The sequence below is a fragment of the Streptomyces araujoniae genome, assembly GCF_050871195.1.
Taxonomy (GTDB): domain Bacteria; phylum Actinomycetota; class Actinomycetes; order Streptomycetales; family Streptomycetaceae; genus Streptomyces; species Streptomyces bacillaris.
Genome location: NZ_CP194070.1, coordinates 2,485,379 through 2,500,528, shown reverse-complemented (window position 1 = coordinate 2,500,528; position 15,150 = coordinate 2,485,379). Strand labels below are relative to the sequence as shown.

Annotated in this window: 13 protein-coding genes; 6 read left to right on the top strand and 7 right to left on the bottom strand. The window is 72.4% G+C overall.

The genetic code is table 11. From position 1 onward, the window contains the following. Positions 1-31: 31 nt before the first annotated feature. Together ACQ9ZG_RS10590 and ACQ9ZG_RS10585 are read right to left on the bottom strand one after the other, a co-directional pair. Positions 32-1,189, bottom strand: coding sequence for an acyl-CoA dehydrogenase family protein (locus tag ACQ9ZG_RS10590; RefSeq protein ID WP_018488875.1), 1,158 nt, complete (start codon positions 1,187-1,189; stop codon positions 32-34). A 402-nt stretch (positions 1,190-1,591) separates the two neighbouring features. Further along, on the bottom strand, positions 1,592-2,359 hold the full coding sequence (locus ACQ9ZG_RS10585; protein WP_499280357.1) for a MarR family winged helix-turn-helix transcriptional regulator: 768 nt from the start codon (positions 2,357-2,359) through the stop codon (positions 1,592-1,594). Between the two features lie 481 nt (positions 2,360-2,840). Between ACQ9ZG_RS10585 and ACQ9ZG_RS10580 the strand changes: the two genes are divergently transcribed. Next, positions 2,841-3,194, top strand: coding sequence for a PRC-barrel domain-containing protein (locus tag ACQ9ZG_RS10580; protein WP_018488877.1), 354 nt, complete (start codon positions 2,841-2,843; stop codon positions 3,192-3,194). 91 nt (positions 3,195-3,285) lie between these two features. On the opposite strand, the gene ACQ9ZG_RS10575 is transcribed toward ACQ9ZG_RS10580, so the two are convergent. Both ACQ9ZG_RS10575 and ACQ9ZG_RS10570 read right to left on the bottom strand, forming a co-directional pair. After that, complete coding sequence (locus ACQ9ZG_RS10575) at positions 3,286-3,507, bottom strand: DUF397 domain-containing protein (RefSeq protein WP_109916760.1); 222 nt, start codon at positions 3,505-3,507, stop codon at positions 3,286-3,288. Further along, entirely contained in the window at positions 3,500-4,297 is a 798-nt protein-coding gene (locus ACQ9ZG_RS10570) for a helix-turn-helix domain-containing protein (protein WP_109916759.1), read from the bottom strand. Before ACQ9ZG_RS10570 ends, ACQ9ZG_RS10575 begins: the two co-directional genes overlap by 8 nt. 132 nt (positions 4,298-4,429) lie before the next feature. Between ACQ9ZG_RS10570 and ACQ9ZG_RS10565 the strand changes: the two genes are divergently transcribed. Next, complete coding sequence (locus ACQ9ZG_RS10565) at positions 4,430-4,774, top strand: hypothetical protein (RefSeq protein WP_099218972.1); 345 nt, start codon at positions 4,430-4,432, stop codon at positions 4,772-4,774. Between the two features lie 291 nt (positions 4,775-5,065). Here the strand turns inward: ACQ9ZG_RS10565 and ACQ9ZG_RS10560 are convergent, their stop codons facing one another. Then, positions 5,066-6,805 carry a PucR family transcriptional regulator gene (locus ACQ9ZG_RS10560; RefSeq protein WP_499280356.1) on the bottom strand — a complete coding sequence of 580 codons (1,740 nt, stop codon included), beginning with the start codon at positions 6,803-6,805 and terminating at the stop codon, positions 5,066-5,068. A 133-nt stretch (positions 6,806-6,938) separates the two neighbouring features. Here ACQ9ZG_RS10560 and speB point away from each other — a divergent pair, with 133 nt between their 5' ends. Continuing rightward, a complete protein-coding gene (gene speB, locus ACQ9ZG_RS10555; protein ID WP_109914423.1) occupies positions 6,939-7,931 on the top strand; it encodes an agmatinase in 993 nt (330 codons plus the stop codon). Continuing rightward, complete coding sequence (locus tag ACQ9ZG_RS10550; protein ID WP_109914422.1) at positions 7,928-9,610, top strand: thiamine pyrophosphate-binding protein; 1,683 nt, start codon at positions 7,928-7,930, stop codon at positions 9,608-9,610. The genes speB and ACQ9ZG_RS10550 overlap by 4 nt, the downstream gene beginning before the upstream one ends. 72 nt (positions 9,611-9,682) lie before the next feature. Here ACQ9ZG_RS10550 and ACQ9ZG_RS10545 read toward each other — a convergent pair whose 3' ends face one another. Both ACQ9ZG_RS10545 and ACQ9ZG_RS10540 read right to left on the bottom strand, forming a co-directional pair. Then, positions 9,683-10,096, bottom strand: a complete 414-nt coding sequence (locus tag ACQ9ZG_RS10545; protein ID WP_258311966.1) for a helix-turn-helix domain-containing protein — start codon at positions 10,094-10,096, stop codon at positions 9,683-9,685. Then, complete coding sequence (locus ACQ9ZG_RS10540; protein ID WP_109914421.1) at positions 10,096-10,488, bottom strand: type II toxin-antitoxin system RelE/ParE family toxin; 393 nt, start codon at positions 10,486-10,488, stop codon at positions 10,096-10,098. Before ACQ9ZG_RS10540 ends, ACQ9ZG_RS10545 begins: the two co-directional genes overlap by 1 nt. Before the next feature lie 191 nt (positions 10,489-10,679). On the opposite strand from ACQ9ZG_RS10540, the gene ACQ9ZG_RS10535 reads away from it, so the two are divergent. Both ACQ9ZG_RS10535 and ACQ9ZG_RS10530 read left to right on the top strand, forming a co-directional pair. Next, the gene (locus tag ACQ9ZG_RS10535; protein WP_109914420.1) at positions 10,680-14,411 is read left to right on the top strand and encodes an ABC transporter ATP-binding protein; all 3,732 of its coding nucleotides are present in this window, start codon (positions 10,680-10,682) and stop codon (positions 14,409-14,411) included. Between the two features lie 321 nt (positions 14,412-14,732). Further along, a complete protein-coding gene (locus ACQ9ZG_RS10530) occupies positions 14,733-15,101 on the top strand; it encodes a hypothetical protein (RefSeq protein WP_018488888.1) in 369 nt (122 codons plus the stop codon). The last annotated feature ends 49 nt before the right edge of the window (positions 15,102-15,150 follow it).

Genomic DNA, 15,150 nt, shown 5'->3' with positions numbered 1-15,150 from the left:
GCCGTCCTTACCGAACCGATTTCCGGAGCGTTCACAGCCCCATCGACTTGGCGATGATCGACTTCATGACCTCGCTGGTGCCGCCGTAGATGCGGTTGACCCGGTTGTCCGCGTACAGGCGGGCGATCGGGTACTCGTTCATGAAGCCGTAGCCGCCGTGCAGCTGGAGGCAGCGGTCGATCACGCGGTGGGCGACCTCGGTGCAGAACAGCTTGGCGGAGGCGGCCTCGGCCGCCGTCAGCTCACCGGCGTCCAGCGCCTCCAGCGCGCGGTCCGCGACGGCCTGGGCCGCGTCCACCTCGGCCTGGCAGGCGGCCAGCTCGAACTTGGTGTTCTGGAAGGAGGCGACGGTCTTGCCGAAGACCGTGCGGTCCTGCACGTACTCCTTGGCGAACCGGACGGCCGCGGCGGCCTGGGCGTACGCGCCGAAGGCGATGCCCCAGCGCTCGGAGGCCAGGTTGGTGCCGAGGTAGCCGAAGCCCTTGTTCTCCTCGCCCATCAGGTCCTCGACCGGGACCTTGACGTCGACGAAGGCCAGCTCGGCGGTGTCGGAGGTGCGCAGACCCAGCTTGTCGAGCTTGCGGCCGACCGAGTACCCCTCGGACTTCGTGTCGACGGCGAAGAGGGAGATGCCGAAGCGGCGGTCGTCCTCGCGCGGGGCGGCGGTACGGGCGCAGACGATGACGCGGTCGGCGTGGACACCACCGGTGATGAAGGTCTTCGCGCCGTTGAGGACGTAGTGCGTGCCGTCCTCGGAGAGCTTGGCGGTGGTCTTCATGCCCGCGACGTCGGAGCCGGTGCCCGGCTCGGTCATCGCGAGGGCCCACATCTCCTCACCGGTCGCGAACTTCGGCAGCCAGCGCTTCTTCTGCTCGTCGGTGGCGAGCATCTTGATGTACGGGAGACCGAGCAGCGTGTGCACGCCGGAGCCGCCGAAGGTGACGCCCGCGCGGGCGGTCTCCTCGTAGATCACGGCCTCGTACTTGTGCGAGTCGATGCCCGCGCCGCCGTACTCCTCGTCGACCTCGATGCCGAAGACGCCCAGCTCGCCCAGCTGGAGGTAGAAGTCGCGCGGCGCCTGGCCGGCGGCGAACCACTCGTCGTAGACCGGCACGACCTCGGCGGCGATGAAGGCGCGGATGGTCTCCCGGAACGCCTCGTGGTCCTCGTTGAATACCGTACGGCGCACGGGGTGCCTCCCTGATCGGCTGGTGTGTCGGTCGCTCGCGCACGCCCACCGGAGATGGCTAAGCGCTTGCTCATTCCCCATCGAAGTTACCGGTCGGTCACGGAGCTGTCCAGGGTGATGCCGAGCACGCGCGAGCGGCACTGTACCGGCTTCCCGGAGGGGTGGCCGGGGAGCGGATCGAGAGGGCGGGGCCGGAGGGGTGGCCGAGGAGCTTCGCCGCCCGGACGCACGGCTTCGCGGACGCGGGCGGGCGGGAGCGCGGGCCGGGAGCGGTGGGGGAGTGGGGGTGCGCGCGTGTGGGGGTGGGCAGGGGACGTGCGCAGGGGTAAGTGCGCGGGGGAGTTGCGCAGGGGTGGGTCTCGGACGAGGGCGGGCTGCGGGCCGGGGGCCGGTCCGGGCCTGTCATGCGGTGTTCGGATACGTGCTGCCCGGGGAAGGGCCGGTGTCGTGCCGGCTGTGGTCGGCCGCTTCTCCGTCACGTCGGCCCGAGGGGGTCGGATCGGCGCCCGTGCGGCCCGCGCGGTGCGGTTCCGGGTCGCCGGGGGCGTAGGAGTGCGTCTCCTTCCCGCCGGGGTCCGGGGCGGGCCGGGCCGGCTGTCCCCGGCTGCCGTCGGGCGGGTCGTCGGCTTCCCGGACCCGCCGCTCCGGCCCGCCCCGCCCGCGTGGACCGAGGCGGCCCTGCTGCCCGGTGCCGGGTGCGGGACCGCCGGCCCGGGCCATCACGAGCGCGGACCGGATGACCTCCACGGCATCGGCGAGCCGGCTCCGGGCGTCCGGGGCTATCCGCGCCAGGACGAGGGCGAGCCGTTCCTCCCGCCGGGCCCGCAGCCGGTCCAGGTGCGCCCGTCCCTGCGGAGTGAGGCGCAGCTCCACCTCGCGCCGACTGGCCGCGCTGGAGGAACGCTGGACGAAGCCGAGCGCTTCGAGCCGGTCGCACAGCCGGCTCACCGACGAGGGCGCCGCGGCGAGCTCCGTACCGAGCTGCCGCAGATTGATGCCCTCGCGGTCCTCCAGCACGTAGAGCACCCGAAGCTGCGGGGCGGACACGGTGACGGGGGACGACCCGTCGGGGATGCGCGTCCAGTAGACCTCCAGCAACTCGATCACCCCGCGCATGGCCCTCGCGACATCGTGAAGCCTCTTGTCAGGGCCGGAGTGCTCTACGCCCATGCTGGGACACCCTTGGTCGAGCTCGGTCGGCTTGCAGGCCCTGAGCGCACCGCGTCGTCCGGCACTGCGGCGGCCACCACCGCGACGGCGCAGCTCAGGGCACATCTTTCTTAGCGTTCACGCTTACGGCGTTCCGAAACCCATCAATTTTTCCGGCCTCAAATGGTCTACACCAAGGTTCGCGCCCCCGGGGCGGGCGGGCGTGTCGAATTCCCGCGAAATGGTTTGAAAAACACATGACTTCGCGGACATGCGCCCGATGACCAGGGGCACGAGGCTGTCAGCGGTTGCTCAGGAAGAGGGCAGCCCGCCGGGATCGCAGGTCAGCCTGCCCGGCATGCGGCGCCCGATCTTTCGGATACCCGGAAATGGGCACGGTGGATGCCGCCTTTTCGGAGGCGTGCGGGCCGCCGGACACAACCTCATCTGTCCGATATTTCTCATGCTTCCCATGTGAACGAAGCGAACGAAGGAGCTTTCCATGAGCGAGAACCTGTGGGGCTACCAGCCGACCGCCGGCCACACCGTCGGCACCGACCTCATCGGCTACAAGGTCGAGGCCACCGACGGCAGCATCGGCAAGGTCGACAAGCACTCCGACGACGTCACGTCCTCGTACCTGGTGGTCGACACCGGCGTATGGATCTTCGGCAAGCACGTCCTGCTCCCGGCGGGCACGGTCAGCCGGATCGACGCGGGCGAGAAGAAGGTCTACATCGACCTCACGAAGGACCAGATCAAGGACGCCCCGGAGTTCGACAAGGACAAGCACATCGGCGACGCGGACTTCCACCGCACGACCGGTGAGTACTACGGCCGCCACCGTCGGGTCTGATCCGACGGCCTGACGCCGAACGGGCGGGGGCGGGACGCGCATCAGCGCGTCCCGCCCCCGCCCGTGTGCGCGTGTACGGGGCGCAGGCCGGTCAGGGGGCCAGGGCCCCGTTCCGTACGGCGGTGACGAAGGCGGACCAGCCGGGGGCGGGGATGAGGAGCGTGGGGCCGTCGGGGATCTTGGAGTCGCGGACGGGGACGGAGGTGGGGTGGTGGTCCTGGACCTCAAGGCAACTGCCCGACTCGCTGCCGCTGTAGGAGGACTTGCGCCAGCCACTGCGGGGCGACGTCGCGTGGGTGGTCTTCCTAGCCATGTCCTCTGTAGCCCTTCGATGTCGCTTTCAGCGCTGCCAGAGACTCCTGCAGAGGCAGTGCGTCGCTCAGGGCCAGAGTGTAGTCGGCCTCGAACGCCTCGACCACGGACGGCGAATCGTGCAGCCTGCCTACCCGCAGCCCTTCGCTGTAGGCGACCGGCGGCTGGTCGTCGAACCACATCGGCGTCAGCATGCCGTCGAGTAGCGGGTGATATCCGAGTCCCAGCGGGATCACATGCGCGCGGATGCGTTCGGACTCGGTCAGAGCCACGATGTGATCGATCTGCTCGGCCATGACTTCGGCTCCGCCGATCGGACGTCGTAGCACCGCTTCGTCAAGCACCGCCCAGACCACGGGGGACGCCTGATTCTTCAGGATCCGTGCACGCTCCAGCCGTGCGACAACTGCCCTGTCACGTTCGGCTTGACTGAGAGAGGGGAACGACCGGCCGAGAACAGCCCGTGCGTACGCCTCGGTCTGGAGAATGCCCGGAACCAGGGAGGGTGCGAATTCACGGATCGCGGTGGCCTGCTGTTCGAAGTGCCGCACCGGTGCGAAGTAGTCCGCGATCGCGTCGCCGTCCGCGCCGGGCCGGAAACTCGTGAGTACATTGCCCGTGCCCAGCGCCAAATCCAGTCGCCGCGCGTCCTCCTCGCTCGGCACGCGGCGCCCGGCCTCGATGTGAGAGATGTGCGACCGAGTCATGAGAGCCAACGTCGCCAACTCCTGCTGGGTCAGGCCCGCCGCTTCACGCTGTGCCTTCAACCATTTGCCATAGGTGTTACTCACAGCCAACTCCCGTGCGACAAGGGCGATATCACTCCGAACCCTCTGGCGAGCCTATCCGCGCTCGTCTCACTCTGTGAGTGGATCGCTACGCAGCGAAGAATTCACCCTCACATGTCACGGAGTTGACTTCTCATGAGCGAAAAGGCGCCGAACGAAGCCCGTCTGCTTCCCTGGACCGGCCTGGGAGGCCGGCCCTGCTACGTCGTCGGCAACGGCACGGGCAAGGTCTCGCGGTCCGCCGACAAGGTAGAGGCCCTCCAGCTCGGGATGGCCCTCGAACTGCTGGACCACGCCGACGACATGCTGGCCGACGCGCAGGCCACCGAGCCCCAGCTCCGCCATGTCGGCGAGGCTCTGGTCCACTCGCTGCGGGACGTGCACCGGGTCGCCCGGAGCCGGGGGCTCAGGCTGGGGATCCCCGACGACTCCGGGGAGGAGCACCCGTCAGGGCAGGGGCTTGTCCGGCTGCTGCCCTGACGGTCCCGGCGGGGGTTCGTGGCCGGCCGGTTCGGTGAGGCGGAGGACGGAGCGGTGCTGCCCGGGGGAGAGGCCCGTGGGGTTCTGGCCGGCCATCCGGTCCCGCTCGTGGCGCTGCCGCTGCTCCTCCGCGTACGACCGCATCGCGCCGCGGGCCTTGGCGTATTCCGCGCAGTGGGAGCAGGGCGGCGAGCGGACCGAGGACGGTCGGTGCGGTCCGGTACAGGCTGTGCCGACCCGGCGCCCCGCCGTAGCCGTAGGGGTGCAGGCCGTGCCGTCCGCCTGGTCCCCCTACTCCCGCCGCAGCGCGAACCACAACTCCGCCCGTACGTCCATGTCGTCCAGGTCCATGCCCAGCAACTCCCCACACCGCCGGATGCGTTGGCGCACGGTGTTGCGATGGACGGCGAGGGCCACCGCCGTGCGGTCCCAACTGCCGTGCAGGGAGAGCCAGCAGCGCAGGGTTTCGGCGAGGGGCGGGGTGAGCGGGGCGAGCAGGGCGCGGGCGTGGGCGGCGGCCTGATCGGGCGGGATCAGGGCGGCCAGGCCGGTGACGGGGGCGTCCACCGCCAGAGGGGTGCGGGTCGCCTCCGCGTGGGCCAGGGCGCGGGCGGCCCGGAGGTCGGCTGCTGCCAGGTCGGAGAGGAGGGTGGGGGAGGACGCGCCCAGGGTCCAGCCGGGGTGCGGGGCAAGGGAGGGGGTCTCACGTACAGAGTTCCCGGGCTCCCGTGCCGCGCCCTGGGACCCACGTACGGCGTTCCCGGACTTCCGTACCGCGCCCTGGGGCTCCCGTACCGCGTCCCCGGGCTCCCGTACCGCACCCTGGGGCTCACGTACAGCCTTCCCGTGCTCCCCTACCGCACCCTGGGACTCCCGTACCGCGCCCCCGGGCTCCCGGACGGCCCCCGGGAGCAACACCCGTACCGCTCCACCCTCCTGACCCGCGTCCACCAACACCGATCCCAGCGACGCCCCCAGCGCCCCGGCCGTGAGCGGGTCCGCCCTCGTGCCGTCCGTGCGGCGGGCGTGCACCACGGTCCAGTGGGTGCCCTCCTCCCGGCGGGCGTGGACCACGGGCCGGGAGGTGTCCCCCTTCTTGGGCCCCGCGCCCGTACCGTCCAGCAGCGGGGCCACCTCGGCGGGCGGGGCGCCGAGCAGCAGCCGGACGAGCGCGGCCGAGCGGTCCGCCGCGTCGGCCCCCTGGTGCGGGGCCGTCAGCAGGGAGAGCAGCACCACCGCGATCCCCGCCACCGTGTGGTCGCCCGGCTCCCGCCGGCCGGTCGCCAGAGCCAGTGCCAGGCCCTCGCCGCCGCCCAGCGCGTACGCCGACAGGTGGGTGCCGCCCGCCGCGTCCGTGTCCGTGGCCGAGGCGGGGGCGCCGGGGCGGTCGCGGGTGACCAGACCGGCCAGCCGTACCAGCGCCGCCGCCGTCTCCGGGGACGGGCCGCGGCCCGCCGCGTGGAGCTCCTCGCCGCTCGCCGTCAGCAGGACCGCCCGGCCGTCCAGGTGGGCGGCGAGCTGGTGGAGGACCGCCGGTACGGGGCCGGGGCGGGCCGCCGCCGTCGCCAGGGCCTGCTGGGCGCGGGTCACCCGGCGCAGCTCCCGGTGGCGGGCCTCGGCCATCAGCCGCCACACCGCCCGGGCGATCGTCGTGAACGGGGTCTCCGGCGGCACCTCCAGCAGCGGCAGGCCGTGCCGGTCGCACGCCTCGACCAGCGCCTCCGGGACGCTCTCGTGCACCGGCCGCACCCCGAACCCCAGCGCCGCCGCCCCCGCCTCCACCAGCCGCGCCACATAGCGGTCCGGGTCCGTGAGCAGCACCCCGGCGCTCAGCAGCAGCTCACCGCCGAGGAGGTACGGATAGGGGTCGGCCATCTCCGAGGTGTGCACCCAGAGCAGATCGGCGTCGGCCGGGCCCGCGATCCGGCGCAGGCCCAGCTCCTCGCGGGCGAGCAGGGCGGCGAGCGGGACGGGGGGTGTGGGCGGGCCCGGGGCGGCCACGGAGGGCGATGGCATGGATGATTCGTCCATTCGGGACGGTGCTGGTGGAGGAAACGTACACTTCTGCCCCGCCCCCGGGCCACCTACCGTTTTCCTCGCACCCGTGTCCGCCCGCACCCCGCACACTGGACACCGTACGAACCCGAAGGAAGGCGCACCCTCCATGAGCAGCAGCACCGCATCGCCGCGCGGCCCCGTCGACTCCTCCCGCGTCCCGCGGTACGCCGGGCCCGCGACGTTCGCCCGGCTGCCCCGGCTCGACGAGGTCGGCCGCACCGACGTCGCCGTCGTCGGCGTGCCCTTCGACAGCGGGGTCTCCTACCGGCCCGGCGCCCGCTTCGGCGGCAACGCCATCCGTGAGGCCTCCCGGCTGCTGCGCCCGTACAACCCGGCCCAGGACGCCTCCCCGTTCGCCCTCGCGCAGGTCGCGGACGCCGGGGACATCGCGGCCAACCCCTTCAACATCAACGAGGCCGTGGAGACCGTCGAGGCCGCCGCCGACGACCTGCTGGACACCGGCGCCCGCCTCATGACCCTCGGCGGCGACCACACCATCGCCCTGCCGCTCCTGCGCTCCGTCGCCAAGAAGCACGGGCCCGTCGCCCTGCTCCACTTCGACGCCCACCTGGACACCTGGGACACCTACTTCGGCGCCGAGTACACCCACGGCACCCCGTTCCGCCGGGCCGTCGAGGAGGGCATCCTCGACACCTCCGCCCTCTCCCACGTCGGCACCCGCGGCCCGCTCTACGGCAAGCAGGACCTCACCGACGACGAGAAGATGGGCTTCGGCATCGTCACCTCCGCCGACGTCATGCGGCGCGGGGTCGACGAGATCGCCGACCAGCTGCGCCAGCGCATCGGGGACCGGCCGCTCTACATCTCCATCGACATCGACGTCCTGGACCCGGCGCACGCCCCCGGCACCGGCACCCCCGAGGCCGGCGGCCTCACCTCCCGCGAGCTGCTGGAGATCCTGCGCGGCCTCTCCTCCTGCCATCTGGTCTCCGCCGACCTGGTCGAGGTGGCGCCCGCGTACGACCACGCCGAGATCACCTCCGTGGCAGCCTCCCACACCGCGTACGAGCTGACGACGATCATGTCCCGCCAGATCGCGGCCTCCAGGAGCCCGAAGAGCGCCGAGGACGCCCGGTGAGCCACGACCACGACGACCGGCCGCAGCTCACCGCCGCCCAGGCCGCCGCCGTACTGACCCCGCCGCCCGGCCGCACCGGCGGCGACCTCGTCGTCGAGTCGCTCCAGGGGCTCGGCGCCACCACCGTCTTCGGCCTGCCCGGTCAGCACGCGCTCGCCATGTTCGACGCGCTGCGCCGCTCGTCGCTGCGGTACGTCGGACTCCGCGTCGAGAACAACGCCGGGTTCGCCGCCGACGCGTACGGCCGGATCACCGGCGAGGTCGCCCCGCTCCTCCTCTCCACCGGGCCCGGTGCGCTCACCTCGCTCGCCGCGCTCCAGGAGGCGGCCGCCGCCTCCGCGCCCGTCCTCGCGATCGCCAGCCAGGTCCCCACGGCGGGGCTCGGCGGCGGACGCCACGGCTATCTCCACGAGCTGCGCGACCAGCAGGCCTCCGTCCGCGACATCGTGAAGTCCGTGCACACCGTGCGGGCCGCCTCGCAGATCCCGTCCGCGATCGCCGCCGCCTGGGAGTCCGCGCTGACCGCCCCGCACGGGCCGGTCTGGGTGGAGATCCCGCAGGACGTGCTGCTGGCGGAGACCACGCTGCCGGTCGTCAGCGCCATGGACGCCACCCCGCGCGAGCTGTACCCGCGCCCGGAGCTGACGATCGCCGCCGCGCACCTGCTCTCCGACGCCGAGCGGCCGGTGATCATCGCGGGCGGCGGAGTCGTGCGCTCCGACGCCTCCGGCAAGCTGCGCGCGCTGGCGGAGCGGATCGACGCCCCCGTCGTCACCACCTTCGGCGGCAAGGGCGCCTTCCCCTGGGAGCACCCGCTCTCGCTGCGCTCCTGGCTGGAGGACCGGCACACCACCGACTTCCTGGAGGACGCGGACGTCCTGCTCGTCGTCGGCTCGGGGCTCGGGGAACTCTCCTCGAACTACCACACCTTCCGCCCGCGCGGCCGCGTCATCCAGATCGAGGCGGACGCCGGGAAGCTGGAGTCCAACCACCCCGCGCTCGGCATCCACTCCGACGCCCGCGAGGCCCTGTCCGACCTGCTGGAGACGGTCGGGCGGCGCGAGGACCCGGGGGCGGCGGAGCGTGTCCGTACGGTGCTGGAGAAGGTACGGGCCCGGATCGACGCCCAGGAACTCACCCTGGAGCAGCAGGTCCTCGCCGCCGTCCGCCAGGCGCTGCCGGACGGGTCACCCAGCTTCTGGGACATGACGATCCTGTCCTACTGGGCCTGGTCCGCCTTCGACGCCCGGCGCCCCAACACCATGCACTCCGCCCAGGGCGCTGGCGGCCTCGGCTACGCCTTCCCGGCCGCCATCGGGGCCGCCGCCGCCGACCCGACGACCCCGGTGCTCGCGGTCTCCGGGGACGGCGGGGCGATGTACTCCCTCGCGGAGCTGGCCACCGCCCGTCAGTACGACGCGCCGCTGACCTGGCTGATCGTGGACGACGGGGGGTACGGCATCCTGCGCGAGTACATGACGGACGCCTACGGCGAGACGACCGGGACCGAGCTGACCCGCCCGGACTTCGTCGCCCTCGCCGAGTCCTTCGGCGTACCGGCCGTCCGTACGACCCCGGAGTCCCTCGCCGCCGACCTCACCAAGGCCCTGGCGACCCCCGGACCGTCCGTCGTCGTGCTTCCGGCGCTGCTGCGGATGTTCGAGCCGACGCATCTGTAGGACGCCGCCGCGTCTGCCGTGCGCCGACGCGTCCGCGGGGCGCGGGGGAAGCCGGCACGCACCGCCTGCCGGCTACCCCTGTGCCACCCGCGGAGCCCGGTCCTCGACTGCCTCCGGCTCCTCCGGGCCCCGTCCCGCCGCCTCCGGTGCGTCACCGTCGAGATCGGTGAACCTCACGCGGGCGCTGCTCCCGAACAGCTCCATCCGGAACACGGCGTCCATGGCGCGGGCCAGCCGCGCCAGCAGCGGCACGGTGGGGACCGTACCGCCGAGTTCCAGCTTCGACACCTGAGGTTGAGTCATTCCGGCCCGGCGGGCCAGCTCAGTCTGGGAGAGCCCGAGCGCGACCCGACGGTTGTACACGGCCTGTCCGAGGTCGAACGCGAGAGAGATCTCCTCGCGGCGCCGCTCCACCTCGGGGCTCTCGGCGATCCCCTGGGCGACCTTCTCGTCGCGGGCGAACTTCCAGCGTGCGTGGCTGACCATTACCGCTTCTCCTTCTTCTCCTCGTCGGCTGTGCGCGTGTACACATCGTGAGCCGGTCGGTGCTCGGTCTCGCAGAGCACCTTGGCGCGCTTGGCACGGGCGACCTCGGCGGTCTCCCGCTGACGGGTCTTGCGGAAGACCGTAAGCAGAACGATGCGGCGGTCCGGAGCGAGCCAGTACGGAATCCGGGTCGCGAGCCCCTGCCTTCCCAGGCTGAACCGCAGCTCGCGCACGCCGTCGCCGAGGTGCCGGGAGTAAGGCTCCCCGAGCGTGGTGGGGCGCTCCCGCAGCAGCTCGGCAACGTGCTCGACCACCAGGAAGTCGTTGTACGGCAGGTTCATCAGCCACAACCGAACCTCGGGTTCGATCTCGATCACATAGGGCGCATTCATACGTCGAAACGTATAGATGCTCCAGTGTATGACCCTGGCCTTCATCGCGCAGCCACCCGGACGAGTGGCCCTGCCCGGACGGTTGTCACGGGCCCCTTTTGTTGCGGAGGGATGAAATCCGCTCCTCGCCGCGTTGGTGCCTTCCGGAAGATCAGGCAGAGCAGCTGGATCAGCGGAACGGGAGGCGACGCGTGGCGGGCGCAGAGGGACAGGGGTGGGGCCGGCGGCTGACCGGGTACGCGTGGCGGTACCGGCGCAACGTCGTGCTCGCCCTCGGCTCCTCGCTCGCCGGGATGGCGGTCATGGCCCTCGTCCCGCTGATCACCAAGGTGATCATCGACGACGTCGTCACCGACCGCTCCCGCTCGCTCCTCCTGTGGACCGGCCTCCTGGTCGGCGCCGCCGTCCTCGTCTACGTCGCCACCTACATCCGCCGCTACTACGGCGGCCGGCTCGCCCTCGACGTCCAGCACGACCTGCGTACGGACATGTACGCGACCATCACCCGGCTCGACGGCAAGCGTCAGGACGAGCTGTCCACCGGGCAGGTCGTCGGCCGGGCCACCAGCGACCTCCAGCTGATCCAGGGGCTGCTGTTCATGCTCCCGATGACCATCGGGAACGTCCTGCTCTTCGTGATCTCCCTGGTGATCATGGCGTGGCTCTCCCTGCCGCTCACCCTCGTCGCCCTCGCCGTCGCCCCCGCCCTCTGGTTCATCGCCCGCCGCTCCAAGGCCCGCCTCTTCCCCGCCACCTGGTACGCCCAGGGCCAGGCCGCCGCCGTCGCCGGAGTCGTCGACGGGGCCGTCTCCGGGGTCCGGGTCGTCAAGGGGTTCGGGCAGGAGGACCAGGAGACCGGGAAGCTCCGCGAGGTCAGCAGGCGGCTCTTCGCCGGGCGGCTGCGCACCATCCGGCTGAACGCCCGCTACACCCCCGCCCTCCAGGCCGTCCCCGCGCTCGGCCAGGTCGCCATGCTCGCCCTCGGCGGCTGGCTGGCCACCCGGGGCGAGATCACCCTCGGCACCTTCGTCGCCTTCTCCACCTACCTCGCCCAGCTCGTCGGCCCGGTCCGGATGCTCGCCATGGTCCTCACCGTCGGCCAGCAGGCCCGCGCCGGTGTGGAACGCGTCCTGGAGCTGATCGACACCGAGCCCTCGATGCGGGACGGTACGAAGGAGCTGCCGGCCGACGCCCCGGCCGGGATCGAGTTCGACGACGTACGGTTCGGCTACGACGACGACCGGCCCGTACTCGACGGGTTCTCGCTCACCGTCGAACCCGGCGAGACCGTCGCCGTCGTCGGCGCCTCCGGCAGCGGCAAGTCCACCGTCTCGCTCCTGCTGCCCCGCTTCTACGACGTCTCCCACGGCGCCGTCCTCATCGGCGGCCACGACGTCCGCGAGCTGACCCAGGCCTCCCTGCGCGCCGCCATCGGACTCGTCCCCGAGGACAGCTTCCTCTTCTCCGACACCGTCCGCGCCAACATCGCCTACGGCCTCCCCGGCGCGACCCGGGAGCAGATCGAACAGGCCGCCCGCGCCGCCCAGGCCCACGGGTTCATCACCGAACTGCCCGACGGCTACGACACCACCGTCGGCGAGCACGGCCTCACCCTCTCCGGCGGCCAGCGCCAGCGCGTCGCCCTCGCCCGCGCCATCCTCACCGACCCCCGGCTCCTCCTCCTGGACGACGCCACCTCCGCCGTCGACGCCCGCGTCGAGCACGAGATCCACGAGGCGCTCAAACAGGTCATGGAGGGCCGCACCACCCTCCTCATCGCCCACCGCCGCTCCACCCTCCAGCTCGCCGACCGCATCGCCGTCCTGGACGGCGGGAAGCTCGCCGCCCTCGGCACCCACGAGGAGCTGGAGCGCACCTCCGCCCTCTACCGCCGCCTCCTCACCGACCCCGACGAACTGGGCGGTACGTCCCCGGGCCACCGGCCCCCGCGCGGGGAGACCGACCCCGACGGCGACCGGGCCCTCCAGCAGGAGCTGGACGCCGAGTTCGACGCCGAGCGCGGGGTCACGCCCCAGCTCTGGATCCGCGAGGAGGAGGAGCGGGACGCCTCGGTCGCCGGGATGCCCGCCACCCCCGAGCTGATCGCCCAGGTCGAGGCGCTGCCGCCCGCCTCGGACACCCCGCAGATCGACGAGGCCCGTGCCGTGCGCCCCGAGGGCTCCTACGGGCTGCGCCGGCTGCTGCGCGGCTTCGGCGGGGCCCTGCTCGTGGCCCTCGGGCTGGTCGCCGTCGACGCCGGGGCGGGCCTGCTGCTGCCGGTCCTCATCCGGTACGGCATCGACGAGGGCGTCAACCGGGTGGCGATGGGCGCGGTCTGGGCCGCCTCCGCGATCGCCCTGGCCACCGTGCTCGTCCAGTGGGTGGCCCAGACCGGCGCGATCCGCGTGACCGGCCGGACCGGCGAGCGGGTCCTCTACTCGCTCCGCCTCAAGATCTTCGCCCAGCTCCAGCGGCTCGGCCTCGACTACTACGAGCGCGAGCTGACCGGCCGGATCATGACCCGGATGACCACGGACGTGGACGCGCTCTCCACGTTCCTCCAGACCGGCCTGGTCACCGCGTTCGTCTCCGTCGTCACCTTCTTCGGCATCATGGTCGCCCTGCTGGTCCTGGACATCCAGCTCGCCCTGGTCGTCTTCGCCACCCTGCCCGTGCTGGTCGTCGGGACCTTCTTCTTCCGCCGCAGCAGCGTCAAGGCGTACGAACTGGCCCGGGAGCGCATCAGCGGGGTCAACGCCGACCTCCAGGAGTCCGTCTCCGGCCTCCGGATCGTCCAGGCCTTCGGCCGGGAGCACGACGGCGCCGCACGGTACGCCGAGCGCAGCGACGGCTACCGCCAGGCCCGGGTCCGCGGCCAGTGGCTGATCTCGGTCTACTTCCCCTTCGTCCAGCTCCTCGCCTCGATCGCCGCCGCGGCCGTCATCATCGTCGGCGCGGGCCGGATCGAGGCCGGGACCCTCACCACCGGCGCCCTGGTCGCCTACCTCCTCTACATCGAGCTGTTCTTCGCCCCCGTCCAGCAGCTCTCCCAGGTCTTCGACGGCTACCAGCAGGCCACCGTCTCCCTCGGCCGCATCCAGGAACTGCTGCGCGAACCCACCTCCACCGCCGACCCGGACGAACCCCTCGACGTGCCCTCCCTGCGCGGTGAGATCGCCTTCGAGGACGTCTCCTTCGCGTACGGTGGCGACGAGGAGGCCCTCACCGGCATCGACCTCCGCATCCCGGCCGGACAGACCGTCGCCTTCGTCGGGGAGACCGGCGCGGGCAAGTCCACCCTGGTCAAGCTGGTCGCCCGGTTCTACGACCCGACCGGCGGGCGCGTCACCGCCGACGGCACCGACCTGCGCCGGCTCGACATGACCGCCTACCGCCACCGCCTCGGCGTCGTCCCGCAGGAGGCGTACCTCTTCCCCGGCACGGTCCGCGACGCCATCGCCTACGGGCTCCCCGACGCCACCGACGCCCGGGTGGAGGCCGCCGCCCGCGCGGTCGGCGCCCACGAGATGATCGCCACCCTGGAGGGCGGCTACCTCCACGAGGTTGCCGAGCGCGGCCGCAACCTCTCCGCCGGGCAGCGCCAGCTCATCGCGCTGGCCCGCGCCGAGCTGGTCGACCCCGACATCCTGCTCCTCGACGAGGCCACCGCCGCCCTGGACCTCGCCACGGAGTCCCTGGTCAACCAGGCCACCGACCGGCTCGCCGGCCGCCGCACCACCCTGGTGGTGGCCCACCGCCTGACCACCGCCGCCCGCGCCGACCGGGTCGTGGTGATGGACCAGGGGCGCGTCGCGGAGGACGGCACGCACGACGAACTGCTGGCCCGGGACGGACGGTACGCCCGGCTGTGGCGCACGTTCATAGGGCAGGACATAGGCGAGGGCGAGACGGCGGACGTCTGAACCGGGGGAGGCCTGAACCGGCCGAGGTCCGAACCGGGCCGTGGCCGGTCCGGTCCGGTGCCGCGACGGGTGACGACCGACGGCCGGCGGGTGTCGGGTGACGACCGACGGGTGGCGGCTGGCGGCCGACACCAGGACCGGCCCCTCACCCGCCCCGTGCAACCCTCCAGGGCTCCGCTGCGTCGTAGGCAGAGACGCACCGGTGCGTACGGATGTCAGGTGGGGGCGGAAGTGTTCGACAGGACGGTCAGATCCGGGCAGCGGCAGCGGGGGCATCGGCGGCGGCAGTCCCGGCCCTGGCCCCGGTCCCGGCCCGGAGGAGTGGCGGCACGCCTGCTCGTCCTGCCGCTGCTGGCCGGACTCGTGCTCCTCCTCGGCACTCCGGCGACCGCCGCCCAGGCCGCCCCGGGCTGCTCCGGCCGCCCCGCGAAGACCGTCGCGTTCGCCACCGGTGAGCTGCGCGTCTACAAGAGCCGCACCCAGGCGTGCGCGGTCGCCGTGGCCAAGGCGCCGGGCAAGAAACGGGCCATGAGCGTCACGCTCCAGCCGCGCGGCGGACGCGTGGTCAAGGACAGCGGCTCGTTCACCACGATGGCCGGTCCGGTGACGGTGGACGCCCTCAACCGCTGCGTACGGGCCACCGGAGCCGTCGCCGGGAAGTCGGCCTCCACCGGCTGGATCCTCTGCTGACCCGCCACCGGTTCGCCCGTACGGGAATCGTGTGAGCGCGCAGGACACA